The sequence below is a fragment of the Actinomyces qiguomingii genome, from assembly GCF_004102025.1.
GTDB classification, from domain to species: Bacteria; Actinomycetota; Actinomycetes; order Actinomycetales; family Actinomycetaceae; genus Actinomyces; species Actinomyces qiguomingii.
Map to the genome: position 1 here is coordinate 2,358,648 of NZ_CP025228.1, position 21,505 is coordinate 2,380,152.

The following is a 21,505-nucleotide window of genomic DNA, read 5'->3' on the forward strand; positions in this document are numbered from 1 at the left end:
GCCGGGAAGGCCATCGGTATCAGCTACTGGTCTGATCATCGTCGTGACCCCTATCGCCCCTGCCACGGGGCCGCAAGCCGCGACCGAACCAGCGGATGATCCGCCCCGGCTTGACATCACTGGTGCTGATGGCGCCCGCCACACTCTGTGCCTGGGTAACGCCCAGCAGAATGTCCTCCAACTCCTGGTCCGCAGATGCCAGCAACAGCCCGGCACTGGTCTCCTCCGCCGCCTCTCCGTTGTAGTACCGGCGGGCGGTGATGGTGCCCGACAGTCCGGATTCAACGCCGGCGTCGGTAGCCAGGTCCGCAGTCATGAGCACTACGCCGGCGCGGCTGAGGCGGGACAGGGCCCCGGCCAGCTCGGCGGCCTCGGCAGGTTCGGTGTCGGCGCCGCCCAGAAGCTCGGCGATATCCCACTGGGCATGTGCGGACACGAACTCCTTGACCGCGATGGCGCCGCTGGAGGTGGGCACCACCGTGCAATCCAGGCCTGAGGCCGCGCACAGGTGCGCAAGCGCCTCGGCGCTGGCCAGCGGGGTCAGCACCACAGCGACCTTGACCGCCCTGGGCCGGGAGTCAGCTCCAGAGTCGGCATCCAGAGCGGCAGCCAGGGCCTGGACCTCGGCCAGCTGCTCGGGGGTCAGCCCGGCCTCATCTGCGCAGTCCGCAGAATCAGCGGTGCCGGGCACCCCGTAAATGTTGTGGGGCACGTCCTTGGGAGAGACCGGTCCGGTGTCTTCTGGCATGCCAGTGCCATCGGAAGAATCCTCGCCGTCGGCTCCCGGGGGTGCAGGCAAGTCGGAGGGAAAATCGATTCCCTCCATAATCGCGGCGAACTCGGCGTCGATGTCTGGATCGTCGTCACCCCGGCCACCCGGGTTGGAGATGTGGTCGTCATGCATCACAGGGCGCCTTTGGTTGAAGGGATGTCGTCGACGCGCGGGTCGGGTTCGACGGCAGCGCGCAGGGCACGGGCCAGGGCCTTAAATTCGGCTTCGGCGATATGGTGGGGGTCGCGTCCAGAGACGACGCGCACATGTAGGCAGATACCGGCGTGGTAGGCGATCGCCTCCAGGCAGTGGCGGACCATGGAACCGGTGAAGTGGCCGCCTATGAGGTGGTGTACAAAGGCCTCGGACTCGCCGTCATGCACCAGGTAGGGGCGGCCGGACAGGTCCACAACGGCCTGTGCCAGCGCCTCGTCCAGCGGCACAAGGGCGTCTCCGAAGCGCTTGATGCCGCGTTTGTCCCCCAGGGCGGTCTTGAGAGCCTCGCCGATGCAGATGGCGGTGTCCTCCACCGTGTGGTGCACGTCGATGTCGGTATCCCCGGTGGCACGCACCGTCAGGTCGATCAGCGAGTGCTTGCCCAGGGCGGTGAGCATATGGTCGTAGAAGGGAACGGTGGTCGATATATCGGTCCTGCCGGTGCCATCCAGGTCGACTTCGACCACGACGGAGGACTCACTGGTGCTGCGTTGTATGCGCGCGGTGCGGTTCATGCGTTCTTCTCCTGGTTGACCTTGGTGTGGTTGGCCTCATTCCCGGATCGCCTGGTCGTGGTTCCGGTGACTGCCAGCAAAGCGGTGCGGAACCGCTCCATCTCCTCCGGGGTGCCCACACACACCCGCAGGTACCCCTCGGGACCGACCACGCGGATTAGGACTCCGCGCTCCAGCAGTCCCCGCCAAACCGCCTCCCGATCGGCAAAGGGGCCGAACAGGACGAAGTTCGCGTCGGATTCGTGGGCGATCCAGCCGCATGCACGCAACCAATCCACCAGGGCGTCGCGTTCGTCACGCAGGGAGGCGACCTGACTCATCAGCTCCTCGCGGTGGTCCAGTGCCGCCAGGGCGGCCGCCTGAGACAGTGCGGACAGGTGGTAGGGCAGGCGCACGATGCGCAGCATGTCCACCAGTTCACGCGAAGCGGCCAGATACCCCAGCCGCAGTCCGGCCATGCCGAAAGCCTTGCTCATGGTGCGGGTAACGGCCAGATGCGGGTGCCGGGGGGCGCCGTCGGCCTCGGTGAGCGTGAGCAGTTCCAGGGCGCTGGGCACGCCGGGCCGCCGGAACTCCCCGTAGGCCTCATCGATCACCACCACGCAGTCGCAGGGCCCGGAGCCGTCGGCGCTATCTGCGGGGCCGCGTCCGCGGGCGGCCTCCAATATGGCAACCACGTCCGCCTGCGGCAGGGCGGTGCCGGTGGGGTTGTTGGGGCTGGCCAAGATGACGACTGCGGGGCGCTCCGCCTCAATGGTAGCGGCCACGGCGTCTATATCCAGGGTAAAGTCCTCCCGCCTGGGCCCGGCCACATAGCGGGTGAAGGTATTGCGGGCGTACTCGGGATACATGGAGTAGGTGGGTGTGAAGGACAAGCAGGTGTGACCCGGCCCGCCGAAGGCCTGCAGCACGTGCGTCATGACCTCATTGGAACCATTGGCCGCCCAGATCTGCTCCCGGTCCAGGAGCACACCGGACTCCACATCCAGGTATTCGGCCAGGGCGGCGCGCAGGGCGGGCAGGTCCCGCTCCGGGTAGCGGTTGAGCCCGGCGGCCGCCTCACTGACCGCCGCGGCGATGTCTGCTATCACCGTGGGACTGGGCGGGTAGGGGTTCTCGTTGACGTTCAGGCGCACCGGCACGTCCAATTCGGGGGCGCCGTACGGTTCGCAGCCGCGTAGCTCGGGCCGCAGCGGGAGCACTGTCACGGGGTGAGAGTCTACGCGGATTCCAGGTGCGATCACCCCGGCGTGACAGCCAAGTCGACGGTCGTGGTCTGTGCGTCGTCATCTTGCGCCATGCGTGGGCGCATCAGACGGATCAGGGGGTCAAGAGTCAGTCCCTGGACGATTAGCGACCCGCCGGACACCAGCAGCGCCACCAGCAGCAGCAGCGGCCGCGCAGGCGTTGACAGCGGCAGAGTCTGGGCGGCCGCCAGGGTGACGGCGCCACGCATCCCGGCCCAGATGATGACGGCGCCCTCACGGGGCCCCAGTGGCTCGGACGTGAAGTACTCCAGGCGGCGACTACGGCGTCGGCGCACCCAGCCCAGCCACACCAGCATCGGAGCAACGAATACCAGGCGCACCAGCACAGTCAACACCCAGGCGCTGACGGCGAGGATGACGGCGGTGCGCGCGCCGTATCCGACCTCGGCCACCTCCTGCACGATCCCGTAGGCCTGCAGCCCCATAAACAGGAAGACGCCGCCCTCAAGAATCAACTCGATGGTGCGCCAATTGTGCCGGGCGTTCACGCGGTGCACCGGCGACAACAGCCACGGGCCCCGATAGGAGGTGATCAGGCCGGCGACCACCGCCGCCACCAGGCCGGAGCCGCCCAGGTACTCGGCGGGTAGCGACGCCAGGAACGGCACGGTGAAGGACACCACCGTGTCCGCCGTGGACTCGCTGATACGTGCGCGGACACGCACCGCCAACGTCCCGACCGCCCAGCCGATGAATAGTGCCAGCGCCAGCGAGGTCAGGAACTGGGCGGCCAGCGCACCCGGCTCAAGAGAGTCGGTGGAGCGGGCAACCCCCGCGGAAACCGCCGAGGACAACAGGATCAGGGCCGTGGCGTCGTTGAACAGTCCCTCCCCCTCCAGGATCGTGATGATGCGGTCAGTGACACCCAACCCACGCACTATTGCGATGGCCACGGCATCGGTCGGGCTCAGCACCGCCCCCAGGGCAATGGCCCAGGGAAGAGGGATTGCGGGCACCAGCATGTGCGCCACCAGGCCAATCACAACAGCGGACACGGCCACCAGCCCGACCGCCAGGGCGGACACCGAGCGCAACTCTCTACGAAAGTCCGCAACCGGCATCGATACGGCCGTGGAGTACAGCAGTGGCGGCAGCACCGCTTCCAAAACGATCTCCGGATTGAGCTCAATCGCCGTAACGAAGGGCAGGAAGCCGATCCCGATGCCAAGCACCAGAAGCAGCAGGGGCGAAGCCACCCCCACTCTAGGGGCCAGCTGGTTGCATGCGGCGATGACGAGCAGACCCGCCACCGCGATCATCAGCGTCTCCACAGGGGCAGAGCCTAGGGCCCTGCCCCTGTGAAGAGGACTACAAGCGCGTGGACGCCAGCCGAGCGCCCTCCGTCAGGGAGGCGAGCTTGGCCCAGGCGATGTGGGAGTGCACGCGTCCGCCCAGGCCGCAGTCGGTGGAGGCGACTACGCGTTCGGGGCCGACCAGTCGGGCGAAGCGCTCAATGCGGTCGGCAACCAGCTCGGGGTGCTCCAGCACATTGGTGGCGTGGGAGACGATGCCAGGAATCAGGTACTTGCCGTCGGGCAGTTCGGTATCCTGCCAGATCTTCCACTCGTGCTCGTGACGGACGTTGGCTGCCTCGAAGCTCAGCCCGTTGGCGTTCACGGACAGGGCCAGGTCGACGATCTTGTCGAAGCCCAGATCCGTTGAGTGCGGACCGTGCCATGAGCCCCAGCACACGTGATAACGCACCTGCGCGGGATCAATTCCGCGCAGGGCGTGGTTAAGGGCCTCAATGCGCACGGCGGAGAAGCGGCGGTAGTCCTCCAAGGACGGCTCACTGATGAACTGGTCCCAGGACTCGGCCAGGTCGGGGGCGTCGATCTGGACGGTGAGCCCGGCGTCGGTGATCGCCCGGTACTCCTCACGCAGAGCATCGGCCCAGGCCCATACGGCGGCCTCGTCATCCTCGTAGTGGTAATTGCCGACGCGCGCAGCCGACGCCGGGCTGACGGAGGCCAGGAAGCCCTCGTTCAGCGGCTTACCAGCCCGCTCCAGGGCGCGGGTGAGTGCGGCAATGTCACGGGCGACGACGTCCTGTCCTATGTAGCGGATCTCCCCGGTCACCACCGGGAACACCCAGGGGCGCCCTGCGGAGAAGTGGATGCCGGAAGTGGGGTCGGCGTAGGTGTCGGCGAACGCGACCCAGTCACGACGATCCGTCATGGCATCCAGCTCGAGCTTGCCGGCCGGGGTGGGCTTGCGCTCGGGCAGCTGGTCCAGTAGCTCCAGGCCACTGAAGCGGCTGAAAGAGTAGGACCACCAGGCGCCATAGTCGACCTTCTCGGTCATGGCGTGCCCATATTCGCCGTCATTGACGGTCGTCAGCCCGATCTCGGCCTGCCGGGAGACGACGGCGTCGGTCTGCTCGGCGACGATCGTCGCGAGCCCGGCATCGTCCAGCGTGCCGGCCGCGTGCGCGGCATTGGCCTCGAGCAGGGCATCGGTGCGGGGCAGGGAGCCTACATGGGTGGTGCGGATTTGCGTGGCCATTTCAGGTCCTTCCATCGGTCCTGGCGGGAGCACCGCACCGCCGGACGCGAGCCGACGGCGTGGTTGCTGCGGCGTCGACGAGCCAGGTCTCTCAGCCGCTCTGGATGGTGCGCGCACACCATATCAAGATATCCCCGCTTACCGACACCGACGGCGTGGCCGCGCGCCGGGTTGTTGCCATTGCTGCCATTACGGCAACAGTGGGCGGACCGGCTATGCGGACTCCACGCGCGCCGCCGCGACCAGTTCCTGTGAGACCGCCCCGGCCCCGCTCTGCTGCACCGCCGAATCCTCCGTGGCCGCGAGACCGTCGTCCTGCAGGTAGTACCACCACAGTGGGGCGGCCCAGGCGCGCGGCTGTCCGAGAGCGACCGCCGTGAGATGCCGGGCCACTGCATCGCGCCCCGCCCCGGTATCGTCGGCGGAGCCGAACCACCACGGCCCGTCGTCCAGGTCCTGCGCTCCGTAGCCCAGTTCGGTCAGGGCCGTGGGCTTGTCTGCGACCATCCGCCCCAGAACCTCCAGGACCCGCCTGGCCCCGGATCCCAGCGGATGCCACTGCGGGTAGACCGACAGTCCGACGACGTCGGTCAGTTCGGCGAGTTCCCCCTTCAGATTGTTGGCGGTCCAAGACATGACGGACTCGGCGGCCGTCCCCTGTCCGAGCTGGTAGTACACGGTCAGCAAACGGGGCGCGGATGCGGTCGCCGGGGCGGCTGCCAGCGCCCGGGCCGCTTGCAGCGTCCGCTCCACGGCATTGGGGCCGGTCCACTCCCCTGCGAGCTCGTTGCCTATCTCCCACGCATCCGCGTCGGGGAAGGCGGCGACGAGCGCATCGATCCTCCGGGTCCAGGAGGCCTCGTCGAAGTCATTGAGCACCTGCGAGTCACCTATCTGCACCATGATCTGCGCGCCCGCATCGTGGAGTTCGGCCGCACACCGGCGCCATCCCGCCATCTCCTCGGGATCGTCCGTATCGTCTACCACGATCCGCACCAGCGACTGGCGCCCCGCCTCGGTCAGCCTGGCAACGGCCTGCGCGGACTTACCCGGTAGGGGCACGGAGGTGAAGGTCACGCCCAGCATCGCGGCTTCGGGACCCAGCCGGGTCCCGGCCTCATCCTGAGCTATTTGCGCCGTGGTGGCCGCCTCAAGGGCGGCATTGGCCGCCACGGCGCGCTCGGTCGGGGTTGTTGCGGCCTCACAGTTCTGCAGGGCCTGCCCGGTGCGGGTGCGCAAGGCGTCGATCTCCTGCGCCTTAGTCTCGGCAATCGACCGAAGCTGGGTCTGAATCTCCTCCTGTGCCTTATGCAGGCCGCGTGCGGCCAGCTCCGCTAGGGCGTAGCGGCCCGGCCCGGGCAGGTCAGCGAACAGGGCGGAGTATCCGTGACTCGTCGGCCACGACAGGGTCAGGCAAGCTGCGCGGCCCGCCGGCAGCTCCAGGGCAGCCGTGGCCTGGGCGTGCGGCTCCAGGGGAGCCAACTCGATGAGCTCCAACGTGGCGGCATCGAGCAGGGCGTCGTCACGGGTGTCCGCGTCGGCGCCATTGACCTGCAATTCCACCAGGGCATCAAGATCAAGAAGCCTGCCATCGGCCCCGGCGACATCGAGCAGCACTTGCCCGCCTCCGGCCGCCGTCGACGAGGACTCGGGACCGGTTCCGGCTACCGTTATCCCCCTCAGTGAAGCCGCAATCACCGGCAGCAGGGCGGCGGCCCCGACCGACGCCACACCGAGTGCCCCTCGGCGCGACACGCACGCCGATCGCGCCGATTCGTCCCGGGCCTCAACCAGTGAGCCGCAGTCTTCAGGCGACTCGCCGGAATCGTTTCGTGCGATTTCCATCGGTTTCCTCTCAGATCAGATCCGTGGCGGCCACAAAGGTGTACCCCTGCGCCCGCACTCCTTCAACGACCTCTTGCAGGAGCGAGACGTCGTAGTAGGGGTGGAAGAAGAAACTCGCCGTGGCGTGGGTGACGACCAGATTCGCCTGTGCCGCGGCCACGATATCCGCGGGCAGGCGCGGCGGGTGCTGGTTATAGGACTCGAGTTCGACGTTGCCCAGGTTCTCAGGCAGCACATGCGTTCCGTAAGGGTCGTTCACGGCGTATGGGAAGAACTGGCCGTAGTAGTCGAAGTCCCCGCCGCTGCGCCCGGTCAGCAGGCCCCCGTGCAACAGTTCACGCTCATAACGCACCTGGTAGACCTCGTTGATGCCGCGGTATGCGGCGGCCGTGGCCGCGTAGTGGGGTGTTTCAAACACCGTCGGCTCTGGCAGGCCGACCTCAGTGAAGATCGCCCGCCCCTCCAGCACCTCCCGGGTGGCCCAGGCGGCGTCGGTACCGGGCAGCTCACCGCCGATCTGCACCCATGAGTCGTTGGCGCAAGCGACCGCCGGGGCGGTGTTGTCGTTGGTCTGCGTGCACCAGGAGCGAATGAACTCGAAGTCATCCGTGCTGACCCCATTGTACGGATTATCCAGGGTGGAGAACTGGTGGCGGGTGCCGTGCTGGATCAGGGTGCCGCCGTTGGCGACGGCGTGGCGGAGCACCTCGACCAGCTCCGGGTTATCCGCCAGGGTGAGGGTCTCGGGAACGCCGTCGTTGTAAACACCGTTCGGATCGGTGTAAACGGGTACCACGGCGATCTGGAACGGGACGCCCGCCCCGGTCAGATAGTCGACGATGGTGCGCAACTCGGCGCCCGTGGTGGCCGGGCTGACATCCTCGATGCGCACGGCCGCCTGCCGTACGGCCGCCGCCCCGGGCTGGAGGGTGTCCAGCACAATATCTGCCGCGGCCAGGTAGCGGTCGGTCTCGGACAGGTAGGAAAGAGGGACCTCACCGATATAGGTGAGGTTCGCGGATTTCACGGCCCAGGGGAAGGAACTGCCGGTGGACTGGGCGACAGCTGCGCAGTCGGTGGCGGCGCCGGCGGCGTCGGTGCACTGTGCGCTTCCCAGGACCGTGACGTCCTGCGGGCTGATGATGTGGGGGGCGGTGATGCCACCGGAATTCAGGGCGTTACGGCTCAGGGACTGCCCGTTGTAGCTCACCGAGGTGACCGTGTCGGCGGAGTTGATGTAGGAGTCGGCGGCGTCCCACCCGTAGCGGGCGACGAAGGCGGCGCGGTCCTCGGCGTCAGCCGCGAGCTGCCAGATATTGAATCCAGACCAGAGCACGGGCACGTCACCGGTCAGCACGTCATCTAGGAATGCCTGCGGCAGCGGCTCGTCATAGGTGGAGCCCGTGTAGATCACGGCGGTGTAGGAGCCGGCCAATCCCGCGACATAGTCGGTCACCGGCATGGTCGTCACCGTGCCGGAGTGAGAGGCCAGCATCCCCATGCCCAAAGCGTAGTACTCGCCAAGGTGCGCGTAAGAGCCGGTGGAGTCGAACAGGACCAGGGTGCGTGCCGGGCCGGCCTGTTCGGTGGAGAAGGTGCGCGCCGAACCCGGCAGGGCCACGCCTTGAGGCAGATCGCGTACCTGCGGCGGCGGGGCCGCATCCGCCGGTTGCTCCAGCTCCGCGGCATCTACGACGCCGGCGGCCACCAGTGGCAGAACCCTATCAGCAGCCGCCGCCGGCTCGGGAGGGGACTCGACCGGTGCCTCCTGGGTGGCGTCCGTCAATGCAACGGGCGCCCCAGGCGCAACAGGCGCGGCCGGGGCAGCCGTCGCGGGCACGGCCGGTCCGGCTCCTGTCTGCAGCACCAGCGCGGCCGCGGCCAACATGATGCCCAGGGGCACGCCGCGGCTTCGATTCAGGGACAGGCGATTCATTCAACTCTCCTCTGTGTTGGGGGTGGAGCGGTCGGGGGTGAAATCGGCCAGGCGTCGGCCCAGGCCGGTCAGCGCCGCCATGGCGGCGACGATGCGGGCACAGGCACGCCCGTCACCGTAAGGATTGGCGGCGCCCGCCATCTCGTTGTATGCGTCGGGGTCGTCCAGCAGACGGCTCACCGACTCGACAATGGCCTGCTCGTCGGTGCCCACCAGCTTGGCGACGCCGAAGTCGATCGCCTCGGGTCGTTCAGTGTTCTCCCGCATGACGAGCACGGGCTTGGACAGTGCCGGAGCCTCCTCCTGTATGCCGCCGGAATCCGTCAATACCAGGTGGGACCGGTTCATCAGGGTGCAGAACTGTCCGTACTGGAGCGGCTCGGTGACCACTACATTGTCCAGGCCCTCCACGTGAGGCAGCAGCGCCGCGCGAACCTTCGGATTGCGGTGTGCGGGCAGGACGATCACCTCATCGGGGTGGCTGCGGGCGATGCGGGCCAGAGCCCGACCAATGCCGTGCATCGGCCTGCCCCAGGACTCCCGCCTATGCGCTGTGACCAGCACTATGCGACGGCCGGGATCGGCGGTGGCCCGCACGAGCGCGGGGTCGCTGAACGGAACCGGCCGTTCGACGGCCTCCAGCAGCGCGTCAATGACGGTGTTGCCGGTGACGACCACGGCGGCAGGGTCGGTGTTCTCCCGCAACAGATTGGCGCGGGCCAGGGATGTCGGGCACAGGTGCAGATCGGTCACCTGCGCCAGCAGTCGCCTGTTGGCCTCCTCGGGAAACGGGGAGGAGACGGAGCCCGTGCGCAGCCCGGCCTCGACGTGGGCCACCGGCACCCTTTGGTAGAAGCCGGCCAGTCCAGCGGCAAAAGCCGAGGTGGTGTCGCCCTGGGAGGCCAGCAGGTTTGGCTGGTACTCGGCGATGGCGCGTTCGACCCCCTCGAGTGTTCCCACAGTCACCTGGGTGAGGCTCTGACCGGGCCGATGTATATCAAGGTCGACATCCGGAGTGATGCCGAAGAACTCATTGACTTGATCGAGCATTTCCCGGTGTTGTCCGGTCACAACCACAACCGGCTCGAAGCGCGGGTCACGTTTCAGTGCCTGCACGAGCGGAGCCATCTTGATGGCCTCGGGCCGGGTGCCGTATACGAGCATGACGCGCTGCGGCGCGCCGTTTGCGGGGGCGGGAACGGTGTCAATCATCTTGGTCCTTAAGAGTTCAGGGGCCGGTGTGGGACTAATGGCGCCGACATCAGGGACTGACCGGTCGAAGGGTTACCTCGACGGCTGCGTCTTCGGTGTAGGCGGCCAGCGGGCCGGCGCGGTAGGGCGAGTCGGTGTCGGTGATGGTCACAAGGTCTTCGCCGTCTACCGCGATCTCGGCGCGCATCGTGCCGGGGGTGGTGGTGTCCACCTTCAGCGTCACCCGGTATGAGCGACCAATGGCGAACACGGGAGTGTTGCCGGATGCCAAGAACTGCTGTTTCCCGGGATAGGCAGGGTTCTGCTTGGACACCTCCCATCCGTTCGGCTTAAGCGCAAGTGCATAGAAGTGGTCATTGTCCTGATAGCTCCACAGTAGCCAGGCGACCTCCCAGGGATTGGGCGCATTACCCCGACGCAGCTGTTTGCGGGTCAGCACGGTCGCCTGGCCAGCGGTGACTCGTCCTGCTTGCACGACGACCGTCTCGGAAGTGGCCAGGCCCGCATGGGTCTCATCGGCACGGGTTGCCGCCGCGGGGGTGAGCGTCACCGTTTGGGCTTGGCATGCCGCCGCGCCGTAACCGTCGAATACGAGCCGCCAGTCGGCGCAGGTCATGCCTTCCCCTCGCACGAAGGTGACCGCGGTCAATACCACCGCGACGGTGATCGTGAGCAGGGCCGCTAACAGCTTCGCCGCCCGTCGCCGCGAATACCGGTGATTGCCGCCGCTCATGGCTGCACCTGCCCCAGGGGCATACCGGTGGCGAGCACGCCTGGTGCGCGGGTGGCCTCACGGGCGGTCTTGGCCCAGCCGGAACGTCCTATGATCTCCCGCGTCAGTGCGCGCCATCCGTACACGCCGGACAGCAGTCCGTAGACCACGAAGACATGGCACCATGCAATACAGCGCATCAGACCGGATCCCTCCTGACGAACATAGAGCCAATACACCAGCGCGCACAGGTATGAGGGGCCGAAGGCCAGAAGATAGGCGCCAGGAACCCATGACCAGGACTGCGGGACCCCGCGCACCGCATTGTCCACACACAGGCCGAGGATCAGCGTGAAGGACACCGTCAGCAACGAGCCCGCGATCAGCAGATAGGGGCTGAGCACCTGCCACAGCGTGTCAGCGCGGGCACCGCCGCGCAGCCGCAGCGCAATGAACCCCAACAGGCCACGGGCCTGCAGATTGCCCTGGAACCAACGGGTGCGCTGGCGCACCAGTCGACGCAGGGAGGTCACCCCCTCCTGGTGTACCGCCGCCTCACCCCGGTACTCATTGACCCAGCGTGTGGCATTAAGGCGGATACCCAGATCGAAGTCCTCGGTCAGGGACCGGGTCCACGGTTTGGCACCTAGGGCGTCCAGGGCGGCCAGTCGCACGAACTGGGCGTTTCCCCCCATGCCCACGCTTCCGAGACGACGGCGCGCCTGCTGGAAGATCGAGGTGAAGGTCACGAACTCTATGTCCTGCATCCTTGCCAGCAGTGAGCCATGCCGATTCGAAATACGCACGCCGAGTTGCACGGCACCCACATCGTCAGCCCGAAAGGCCCTTCTGACCACATCCCAGGCCGTGGGGTCCAGGTGCCCGTCGGCATCAACCACGCCGACGATTACGCGCTCGGGGTCGGCATCCCGATAGCGCTCGCGGATCACGCCGACGGCCTGGTTGAGCGCCTCACCCTTGCCCTTGCGGGCATTAGGCGGCTCCCGTCGCAGCAGCCCCACACGCGGGTCCTTGATGCCGCGAACGATCTCACTGGTGGCGTCATCCGATCCGTCGTCGATTACCAGGACGTGCAACGCCGGATCGGGATCAGCCAGGAGCCGCTCGACCGAGGGTCCTATGACCGCCTCCTCGTTCAGGCACGGCATGAGCACGACGATTTGCAGCGGCCCGGATACGGGACGCAAGAGCTGCCGGCCTCGTTTCCGGTCGCGATTCCGCCGTCCTGACAGGGTGTATGCGGCGCAGGCGAGGGAGAACAGGTACGTCAGCGCCACAACCACCATCGCTGCGGCCGCCACCGAGCCGAGCAGGTCCAGGTGGGCAATGACATCCGCGGCCCGCCCCCCAGGCCCGAAGTACGCCATGGTGTTCATGCGGCGAGCCTCCTGGACGGGGGTTCTACGGGATGCCGCGTCACAACGTTGATGGACGAACCGGTTCGAGCCCGTCGCACTGAGCGACGATGCCACCACACAATCACGGCACCGTAAGTATTTAGAAACACGAACACTAGTGCGATCAGCAGAAAGCTGAATCCCGCGAGATCCAGCAGCACGCGAGCAAGGACCGCCAAGCCGCAATGAAGCCCGCAGCCATCCGCGGATACAAGCCCGATTGAGAATGATGAGTAGAACATGACAACCCGTCGCACGCAGGGAACCAGGGCGCACGCACCCAATGACCGCGACAGAGGCAGACCGCCCCACCGCGACACCGGCCGCGCACTGAGACGAGCCTAGCACCGATCAAGCGCGAATACCTTCGCGAACACTTTTTGACAACATTGACATCCATCACACCAACTTCCGGTCAGCCTAACATGCCGGTTGAATTGTGTGTTCACACGCGGAAAGCGAGATGGAATCTAGCTCTTCGTATTTAAGGGCGTGATGTCCAGCCGGGCACGGGCCGCTTCGCCGTGGGCCGGCAGGTTCTCGGACTGCGCCAGCGCGATCAACGGCGTGGTCATGGCTCCCAGCGCATCGGCGCCGTACTCAATGACCTGCACGGGTTTGAGGTAGGCCATCACGCTAAGGCCGGCGGCGAAACGCGCAGTACCTCCGGTGGGCAGCACGTGGTTGGAACCGGCCAGATAGTCCCCAAGCGACACCGGGGAGTAGGGGCCCACGAAGATGGCGCCGGCATTGTGGATGCGGCGGGCGACGGCGCCGGCATCGGCGGTCTGGATCTCCAGGTGCTCGGCGGCGTAGGCGTCGGCCACGTCCACGGCCTGATCCAGATCCCGCACCAGTACGATCCCCGACTGCCTGCCCGCCAGGGCGATGCGTGCGCGTTCGCGATGCCGGGTGCGCTCCAGACGGCGGGCCAGGGCGGCATCAACCTCGTCTGCCAGCCGTGGGCTGTCGGTAATCAGGACGGAGCCGGCATTGGGGTCGTGTTCGGCCTGGGAGAGCAGGTCGGCGGCAATGAACTCGGGGTTGGCGCCAGAGTCGGCCAGGACGGCGATCTCGGTGGGGCCGGCCTCCGCGTCGATACCAACGACCCCACGCACGGCGCGTTTGGCGGCCGCCACGTACACGTTGCCGGGTCCTGCCACCACATCCACCGGCTCGCACAGGGTGCGTCCGTCGCCGCCGGCAGCCAGGGAATCGGCGCGGTCGACGTCGTCCACGGCTGGAACACCGTAAGCGAACATGGCGATGGCCTGGGCGCCGCCCACGGCGTAGACCTCGGTGATCTCCAGCAGGGCGCAGGCAGCCAGCACCGTTGGGTGCGGCAGACCGTCGAACTGCGCCTGCGGCGGGGAGGCCAGGGCGATCTGCTCCACACCGGCCACCTGGGCGGCGACGGCGTTCATCACCACCGAGCTGGGGTAGACGGCCAAGCCGCCGGGCGCGTAAAGGCCCACCCGGCGAACTGGGATCCAGCGCTGGAGTACGTGACCCCCGGGGATGATCTCGGTGTCGCACTCGGTGGGCAACTGGGCGGCGTGTCCGGCACGGTTGTGAGCGATGGACAGCTCCAGGGCCTCGCGTACGGCCGGCTCCAGGCCCTCCAGGGCCTGCTGCAAGGCCGCAGCGGGCACACGAAGATGAACCGGGCGTACGTGGTCGAAGCGCTCGGCCGCATCGCGCAGGGCGGTGGCGCCGCGTTCACGCACGTCGGCGATGGTGGGAGCCACGGCCTCCAAGGCCGCGGCGACGTCCTGGTCGGCGCGGGGCAGTGCCGCCGCCAGTTCCGCTGCCGTCAGCTTCGAGTCACGCAGGTCGATGCGGTTGAGGAGCATGGAGCGAGCCTACCGGCTCCGATAGCGGCGGTTGCGCTCATCGTCGATGACCCCGGACCAGTTCAGGCCGTAACCGAAGGCGTAGACATGACCGGTGGAGTCGGTGTAGGCCGCATAATCGAAGGGGAGGTCCTCACAGTGCTGCTCCACGGCCTCCATGGAGGCGGGCAGCGTGACCGGCAACAGGCCACTGGGTTCGAAGTCCCCGGCAAGCAACTGCCACACGGCCTCCTGCTGCACGCCGAATTCGACGATAATCGCATCGGCATAGGGCTCAAGTTCGGCCAAAACAGCCGGATTGTGCATGCGCACCACCACAACGACAGGCCGATCCCCCATCGACTTCCGGGCGGCGATTACCGCGTCCAGGTCGCTCTCATTGGCGGCCCGGTTGGTCTTGCCGCGGTAGGTGCGGTCGCCGGTCTCCCGAAAGTCGCCGGCCGCCAGGGAGCGGGCGCGGGCGGTGGTGGCGGTGTAGGGGCGGTACTGAAGCGTCAACGGCAGGTAGCCGTTGCCGCCGGCCTCCCGGTCCGTCGTCGAGTAGGGGTCGGACAGGGGAGACTCGATGAAAACAACGGCGGCGTCGGCCTCCCGCGGGTCCGCGACCCGTACGTAAGGGCAGGTGGCGGAGACGAAGGGGTCGACGTCGTGCGCGGGCTCTCCCCCACGCATGAAACCCGGCTGAGCTTCGATCCGGCGGTTGGGAACCCATATGCGTCGTACCTGCGGGCCGAAGGGCAGCACGCACTCCCTGCTGGAATCGTCCCTGACACACCGATTCTTGAGCATTACCAGGCTGTCGCGCTGAGCTGCCCGGGCGGCGGTCGTGAAGGGCTCGCAACCGACTACGGCCGCGGAGGCGCCCGGATCCAGGTAGGGGTTCTCGAACAGGCCGGCACGGAAGAATACGCGCAGCAGGCGAGCGGCGGAGGCCTCGAAACGAGCGCGCGCCGCGGCCTGCCCATCACGTTCCACCAGGCGGCGGTAGGCCTCGATTATGGGAGCGGCCTCACTATTGCCGCCGAACTGGTCCACTCCGTTGTCGATGGCCAGCAGGTGACGATCGACCACGTCCATATCCTCCACGCCATAGCAACGCTGACCGAAGTGATCGATCTCCGGATCGGGATCGGCGGTGATGCCCCAGTCGGTGCACACCACCCCGTCGAAGCCATAGCGTTCGCGCAGCATGTCATGAACGATGCCGCGGTGGTAGGCATTGGCGCGCGGCGGCACCGGGCCGGAACCGCCGTCGGCATCAATACCTTCACCGCAGTTGAGCACCTGTCCATCCGCAGTGCGGTAGTGCCAGGAAATCGTGTAGTAAGGCATGACGGCGCCAGCGCTGCCGGTGGGGCCTGCCAGATGGAAGGCCGCCTCAAAGGGGCGCAGATGCTCAGCCTCATTGCCGCCGGGGTACACGGCGAACTTGCCGAAACCGTAGTGGGCATCGCGGCCGCCCTCACCGGTGCCGCCGCCGGGCCAGTGCTTGACCATGGTCGATACCGATGCGCTGCCCCAGCCGGGGTCCGCCACGGCCACAGCGACCGGCGGCAGTTCGCCGTCCGCCGGGGTGCCCGTCAGACCGACTGCCGTGCCAGCCTCGTTACCCGGGGTGGTCTGCATGCCTTCGCAGTAGGCGCGGGTGTAGTCGGCCGCCAGGCCCGCGTGCGGCCCCCAGGTGTCCTGCAGCCGCATCCAGCGCGGGTCGGTGGCGATGTCGATCTGCGGGCCGAGCGCCGTGGTGATGCCCAGGGCCCGGTACTCCCGGGAGATGATTGCGGCATACTGACGCACACGTGCGGGATCGAACAGGGCTGCCATGCCCAGTCCCTCGGGCCAGCGGGAGACGTCGGCGGCGGATGTGGCGAACTCGGCTCCGGAGGCCACCGCGGCGCCGTTGCGGGGGTCGGATGAGGTATTCACCGGCACTCCCATCGGCTCGGCCTCCGCGAGCGCCTGCATGGCGTTGTTCCAGCGGGCGGCCGTTTGTGCATCTTGGAGCGTGAAGGCGAGCACGTGGCGGACGTGGTCGACGGTGAGCATAGTGCGCTGCTGATCGGTCAGTGCCCAGGCAGGCACACCCGCCTCGGAGTAGGCCCGGCCGCCGTAAGTGCCAGCAAAGGGGCCCGTCCCGGGGTTGGGGACCGGCTGATGGGGCGAATAGAGCATGAGTCCGGCGATCGCCTCCAGACTCAACCGGGAGGCCAGGTCGGCGGCACGCTCGGCGGCGGGCAATCGCCAGTCCTCGTAGGGCAGCAGCTTCCCGGTGCGTGCCAGGTCCTTGAACAGGTGACCGTCGACCTCGATCACCGGAGCCGAAGTGACTCCCAGGGTGGGCCCGTCGGGCTGGGGGTGGAGCGTGACCGGGGTCGCGGCATCGCCGGTGGCAGCGGGCGAGTCGGGGCGGGATGCGGGTTCAGTGGTCACGGATGCTCCTTCGCTTGGCGACTGCATGGTCGCTGTGGCCAAGCATGTCACGGGCGCGCCAAAGGCGCATGAGTTTTCCAATGCCGAGGACCGCCGACCTTCAACGCCTACGCTGCCACCATGAGATCCACTCGTCCGAATGACGCCCGCACGGTTTCCCTGACTCCCTCCCAGCTAGACCGCGTGGAGGGCGTGCTGCTGGCGCAGGCGGTCGGTGACGTCATGGGGGTGCCCTATGAGCCGGGCGATGTGCCTCTGGAGGGCCTTCCGCGGCTGCTCGGCGGCGGCTTCGGCGACTATGCGCCGGGCGAGTGGAGCGACGACACCCAGATGTCTTTGTACATCGCTCAGGTCGCGGCCACGGGTGCGGACCTGAGCGAGGATACGGCCCTGGATAAGATCGCGCGCGGCTGGTGCCGTTGGGTTACCGTCGACGGCGCCACCGACGTCGGCGCCCAGACCCGGGAGGTGATCGGCGCCGTCGCCGCCGATGCCGAGGCTCCGGGGATCGCCGCCCGTATGCGTGCGGCCGCCAAGGCCCTGCACGCGCGCACCGGCCAGACGGCGGGCAATGGCGCGCTCATGCGCAATGGGATCGTGGGGCTGACGCGCCTGGGCAACCGCAGGGCGACGGCAGCGGCGGCCCGGGCGGTGGCCGAACTGACGCACGCCGACCCGCTGGCGGGGGACTCCTGCGTGATCCAGGCCGAGATGATCCGTGCCAACATCATGGCGCCTCCTTGGCAGGGCATGCCGTACTTCGGGGCCAATGCCCTGGCCGCCCTCGACCTGATCCCCACCGAGCGGCGAAGGTACTGGCATGACCTGTTCGACGGCGGGATCCTGGATGCCGCCCACTGCCAGGAGCCGCCCTCAGGCGACGGCTTCACCGTGCATGCGCTCGGACATGCGACCCTCGCCTTCACCTTCGCCAACCGCGTCGGCAACCGTTCCGGAGCGCCCATGGGACGCGACCGCCAGGAGGTGGCGCGCATCTGGATGGAGGCACTATTGGACCGGGCCGTGCGCGCCAGCCAGGACAAGGACACGATTGGGGCCATCACCGGTGCGATCGCGGGCAGCTACCTGGGGGCGAGTGCGCTTGACCCGCGGTGGGTCGCGGCCGTGCACGGCCTGCCGCGGCGGAGCGACGACGCCGAGCGCACGGCCACCGACCTGCGCGCCCTGGCCCGGGCGACAGCGAGTGCCGGGCTGAGCCGCTAAGGCACTCCCTTGCCGTTCAGCCAACTTGCTATCCGCTGCCACTCGACTCCACTCGCGGCGACGTCGACTACTCGCTTATAGGCATCAAAGATCGGAAAGCTCTCTCACCCGATCCTGGTGCAGGTGGCGCGTAGCCATCTCCACAATCGCGCGTGCGGCGGCCTGATGCTTGCAGATGTTCTGGGCCGCGGCCAGCTCTCTGAGCAGTCGATCCTGGCGCTCATTCAGCGGCAGAATCATAGCCAACCGGGGGTGATACCGGTTGGGTGGCACGATCCGGGTGCCATCGAAACGCCGCCTCTAGGCGCTACCCGACGTCATCCGGCGCCTCCCGCCGATCAACGATGTGCACGGGTCCTTGCAGGCCGCATTCCCGCAGGGCGGCGTCAAGTTCGGCCACCAGCGCCTCGATGCTGGTCAGCCCCGCCGCCACCTCCGCGTGTTCGATCCGCAGCGCCGCCACTGCCCCGATCTCGGGCACCGGCTCAATCACGAAGCGTTCCGCGGCCGCCTCCTGCAGCAATTCCAGGTCCTCGGTAGGACCGTATACGACCGTCCAGGCCGATGGCGGCGCCTCAGGGCCCTGGCCGAACAGCGGATCATGCAACACAACCTCCACGAAAACGGTGCCGTCCACCGCCTCCGGTCGTTGCGCACCGAGGCGGCGCGGAGAAGTCTGCTCGCCCGCGCACGACCCGGACGGTCCGGCATCGGCATAGGCGAAGGCACGCAGCCCCGCTACGTTGAGGGCATCCGCGAGCTCCCCCAGTTGTACATCTGTCAGGACATCGGGGTCGGCCAGGAGCAACCAGTCGGCTTCGGGCCCAGGCGGGTTCAAGCAAAACCCGGCCCGCCGCGCGAGCCCGGCCACACGTGCCGTCGCTTCTAGGGGGAAGACGCGCACGAAGGCGGTGTGGGGGCCGGCGCGTGTTATCAGCGCCGTCGGCAGGACCAGACCGGTGTCGAATAGGTAGGGCACATCCGGCGTCGGCCAGGGCGACGGGTCGCCGCCGGCGAGCGGGCCTGCGCGTCCGTCAGGTGAGCAAGGGTTGCAGGTGGGTTCGATCATATGTGGACGGTACCCAGAGGGTCGGACATGAATCCGGAGGGTTTACCGGGGAGTCGCTGACAGCGGCGTCCTCACCGCTCCACGCGCGGGAGGCGGTGCCGCCAATCAGGTGTGCCCACGGAGACATCCATCGGCGCTTGCCGGCAGGTTATTCGGTGCATACCCCAACAGCACCACAGTGAACGTTCACATTCCGCGGCCTTCCCCACTATCATGGCCCAATGACGACAGCCGGGCGCGACGCCGCACTCGGCAGGCAAGCAATCATCCCGACAGCAATGGAGCAACGCATGAGCCCGGCAGCCACCCCCGCAGACATTGACTCGACCCGCACCGCCCTAGGCATCGAGTTCGGCTCGACCCGCATCAAGGCCGTGCTCGTCGATCCCACCGGCGCCGTACTCGCCGACGGCGGCTTCACCTGGGAGAACGAACTGGTCGACGGCGTATGGACCTACTCCATGGACGCCGTCGTTGCCGGCCTACAGGCCGCCTACGCTGACCTTGCCGGCCAATACCGGCAGCGCTACGGCACGCCGCTGTCCGAGGTGGGAGGAATCGGTATCTCAGGCATGATGCACGGTTATCTCCCCCTGGACGTCAACGGAGAGCTACTGGCGGCCTTCCGGACCTGGCGCAATACCTTCACCCAGGACTCCTCCCGCGAGCTGTCGAAGTTGTTCGGGCTGAACATCCCACAGCGCTGGTCAATCTCACACCTGCACCACGCCATCACCCACGGTGAGGAGCACGTGGCGCGCCTTGCCCACCTGACCACTCTGGCTGGCTACGTCCACTACCGGCTCACGGGTCGGCACGTGCTGGGCGTGGGCGAGGCCTCCGGCATGTTCCCCATCGGTCCCGACGGCCGATCCTTCGACGCCGACATGCTAGCCGCCTTCGACGGCAGCGTGGATGTGCCGTGGCGTCTGGGAGACGTCCTGCCGAAGATCGCAGTTGCGGGGCAGGACGCCGGCCTACTAACTCCCGAAGGGGCCAGCCTGCTCGATCCCACCGGGACGCTGCGGCCCGGGGCGAGGCTGTGCCCGCCGGAAGGCGACGCCGGCACCGGCATGGTAGCAACCAACTCGGTGCGCCCGCGCACCGGAAATGTCTCCGCGGGCACTTCCGCCTTCGCCATGATCGTGCTGGAGCAGCCATTGCGCAGCCTGGTGGAGCAGATCGACCTGGTGGCCACGCCGGCGGGAGCCCCGGTCGCTATGGCGCACGCCAACAACTGCACCTCCGACCTGAACGCCTGGGTGGAGGTCTTCTCCCAGTTCGCCGACGCCATCGGCCACCCGATCCAGCAGGGCCCACTGTTCGACGTCCTCCTGGGCGCCGCGGCCCAAGGCAATATGGACGACGCCGGGGTGTTGTCGTACAACTTCTTGTCCGGAGACGCCATCGTCTCCCTGCCGGAGGGTCGCCCGCTTACCCTGCGCCGGCCCGGCACCCGGTTCTCCCTGTCCGGCCTGATGCGCTCGCACCTGTTCGCCGCCTTCGCCTCCATGGCCTACGGTTTGAAGATCCTCAAGCAGAACGCCGACGCGCCGATCGACTCGATGTTCGCCCACGGTGGCATCTTCAAGACGCCCGAAATCCCCCAACGGGTCTTGGCGGCCGCCTTCGACACGCCCGTATCGGTCGGCCAGGCGGCGGCGGAGGGCGGCGCCTGGGGTATGGCGCTGCTGGCCGGCTACCTTCTCAGCGGCGCAGACATGCCCCTGGAGGATTACCTGGATCGGTGCGTCTTCACTGATCTTGAGGTCACCACCATCACCCCCACACCGGAGGAGGTCGCCGAGTACGACCGCTACCTCGAGCGCTTCGTCGCCGCTCTGCCGCTGGAGCACACGGCCACTGAGGTGTTCTAGCCGATCTCCCCGGACGGCGGCGGGCCGGGCATCGCCGCCCTGCCATTGGCCAGAACACGCCCCCAAGTCCTCTCAATAGTGCAGCTGCGTCGCCATAGCCTCACTGACAACAAGCTCCTCCCACAGCTCGACATACAACCCCGTACTGCGTTTTCTCATTCATCCTTGAGCCCAGTACTCCCAGCAGGCGCTGCGCTCGAGCGGCGCCCAGGCGTCGTCATCGGTGCCGACCTCGCCCTTGGCCTGGTTGATCACCAACGCCGGCAGACTCGGTTCGCCACGCTCGGCGCAGTCGTATCCGAGCATGTGCAGCAATGGACCCATGTGGCGAGGCAGAACGGCGCCACCGATAGACTCGCTGAGCTCACCGTAGGTGATGACCTCACGGTGCGCGGCGACGTCGATGAGCACCACGCGCGCCCGCACCACGGCTTCCGCCAGCCGTGGCGTGAGTGTGTACCTGCGCTCGCCCACCGCATAGCGCTCCCCCACGGTCAGCACGAGCCCGACCCCGGGTGGAAGTCCGGGTGCGGGTGCGGGCCCAGTCGCAGACGATGACACCCGTTCATCCTCCCATCCGGGTGCAGGGGCGGGCGTAGATCCGGGGCTGGGACTGCGGCCACAGCTGCGAGCACAATGTGGTCCCTGCCAAG

General features: G+C 67.6%; 17 protein-coding genes and 1 riboswitch. Of the genes, 2 read left to right on the forward strand and 15 right to left on the reverse strand.

Annotated elements, in window-relative coordinates:
* Positions 1-19 precede the first annotated feature (19 nt).
* The 12 genes from CWT10_RS09780 to CWT10_RS09835 form a co-directional block, all read right to left on the reverse strand.
* Positions 20-904, reverse strand: a complete 885-nt coding sequence (locus CWT10_RS09780; protein ID WP_103064013.1) for a hypothetical protein — start codon at positions 902-904, stop codon at positions 20-22.
* Positions 904-1,503 (reverse strand): imidazoleglycerol-phosphate dehydratase HisB, encoded by a 600-nt coding sequence (gene hisB / locus CWT10_RS09785; protein ID WP_103064014.1) that lies wholly within the window; start codon positions 1,501-1,503, stop codon positions 904-906. The genes CWT10_RS09780 and hisB overlap by 1 nt, the downstream gene beginning before the upstream one ends.
* On the reverse strand, positions 1,500-2,711 hold the full coding sequence (locus CWT10_RS09790; RefSeq protein ID WP_103064015.1) for a histidinol-phosphate transaminase: 1,212 nt from the start codon (positions 2,709-2,711) through the stop codon (positions 1,500-1,502). The genes hisB and CWT10_RS09790 overlap by 4 nt, the downstream gene beginning before the upstream one ends.
* A gap of 32 nt (positions 2,712-2,743) precedes the next feature.
* Positions 2,744-4,042, reverse strand: coding sequence for a cation:proton antiporter (locus CWT10_RS09795; protein ID WP_103064016.1), 1,299 nt, complete (start codon positions 4,040-4,042; stop codon positions 2,744-2,746).
* Positions 4,043-4,079: 37 nt separating this feature from the next.
* A complete protein-coding gene (locus tag CWT10_RS09800; protein WP_103064017.1) occupies positions 4,080-5,276 on the reverse strand; it encodes a cobalamin-independent methionine synthase II family protein in 1,197 nt (398 codons plus the stop codon).
* A gap of 8 nt (positions 5,277-5,284) precedes the next feature.
* A riboswitch (SAM riboswitch) is annotated at positions 5,285-5,387 on the reverse strand.
* A 102-nt stretch (positions 5,388-5,489) separates the two neighbouring features.
* Positions 5,490-7,121: a Tat pathway signal sequence gene (locus CWT10_RS09805; RefSeq protein ID WP_103064018.1), complete on the reverse strand. Its 1,632-nt coding sequence runs from the start codon at positions 7,119-7,121 to the stop codon at positions 5,490-5,492.
* Between the two features lie 10 nt (positions 7,122-7,131).
* On the reverse strand, positions 7,132-9,057 hold the full coding sequence (locus CWT10_RS09810; RefSeq protein WP_233188314.1) for a DUF2334 domain-containing protein: 1,926 nt from the start codon (positions 9,055-9,057) through the stop codon (positions 7,132-7,134).
* Positions 9,058-10,269: a non-hydrolyzing UDP-N-acetylglucosamine 2-epimerase gene (wecB, locus tag CWT10_RS09815; RefSeq protein ID WP_233188316.1), complete on the reverse strand. Its 1,212-nt coding sequence runs from the start codon at positions 10,267-10,269 to the stop codon at positions 9,058-9,060.
* A 49-nt stretch (positions 10,270-10,318) separates the two neighbouring features.
* Positions 10,319-11,002, reverse strand: a complete 684-nt coding sequence (locus CWT10_RS09820; RefSeq protein WP_103064019.1) for a hypothetical protein — start codon at positions 11,000-11,002, stop codon at positions 10,319-10,321.
* Positions 10,999-12,378 carry a glycosyltransferase gene (locus CWT10_RS09825; protein ID WP_233188318.1) on the reverse strand — a complete coding sequence of 460 codons (1,380 nt, stop codon included), beginning with the start codon at positions 12,376-12,378 and terminating at the stop codon, positions 10,999-11,001. The genes CWT10_RS09820 and CWT10_RS09825 overlap by 4 nt, the downstream gene beginning before the upstream one ends.
* A gap of 491 nt (positions 12,379-12,869) precedes the next feature.
* Positions 12,870-14,252: a histidinol dehydrogenase gene (gene hisD, locus CWT10_RS09830; RefSeq protein ID WP_103064020.1), complete on the reverse strand. Its 1,383-nt coding sequence runs from the start codon at positions 14,250-14,252 to the stop codon at positions 12,870-12,872.
* Between the two features lie 9 nt (positions 14,253-14,261).
* Positions 14,262-16,682, reverse strand: coding sequence for a glycoside hydrolase family 3 N-terminal domain-containing protein (locus CWT10_RS09835; protein ID WP_233188320.1), 2,421 nt, complete (start codon positions 16,680-16,682; stop codon positions 14,262-14,264).
* A gap of 120 nt (positions 16,683-16,802) precedes the next feature.
* Between CWT10_RS09835 and CWT10_RS09840 the strand changes: the two genes are divergently transcribed.
* Positions 16,803-17,906, forward strand: a complete 1,104-nt coding sequence (locus tag CWT10_RS09840) for an ADP-ribosylglycohydrolase family protein (RefSeq protein ID WP_103064021.1) — start codon at positions 16,803-16,805, stop codon at positions 17,904-17,906.
* 84 nt (positions 17,907-17,990) lie between these two features.
* On the opposite strand, the gene CWT10_RS09845 is transcribed toward CWT10_RS09840, so the two are convergent.
* A complete protein-coding gene (locus CWT10_RS09845; protein WP_199176380.1) occupies positions 17,991-18,146 on the reverse strand; it encodes a hypothetical protein in 156 nt (51 codons plus the stop codon).
* 67 nt (positions 18,147-18,213) lie between these two features.
* Complete coding sequence (locus tag CWT10_RS09850; protein WP_103064023.1) at positions 18,214-18,975, reverse strand: hypothetical protein; 762 nt, start codon at positions 18,973-18,975, stop codon at positions 18,214-18,216.
* A gap of 278 nt (positions 18,976-19,253) precedes the next feature.
* On the opposite strand from CWT10_RS09850, the gene CWT10_RS09855 reads away from it, so the two are divergent.
* Positions 19,254-20,852: a xylulokinase gene (locus CWT10_RS09855; RefSeq protein WP_103064024.1), complete on the forward strand. Its 1,599-nt coding sequence runs from the start codon at positions 19,254-19,256 to the stop codon at positions 20,850-20,852.
* Positions 20,853-21,011: 159 nt separating this feature from the next.
* Here CWT10_RS09855 and CWT10_RS09860 read toward each other — a convergent pair whose 3' ends face one another.
* Entirely contained in the window at positions 21,012-21,413 is a 402-nt protein-coding gene (locus CWT10_RS09860) for a hypothetical protein (protein ID WP_103064025.1), read from the reverse strand.
* Positions 21,414-21,505 lie beyond the last annotated feature (92 nt).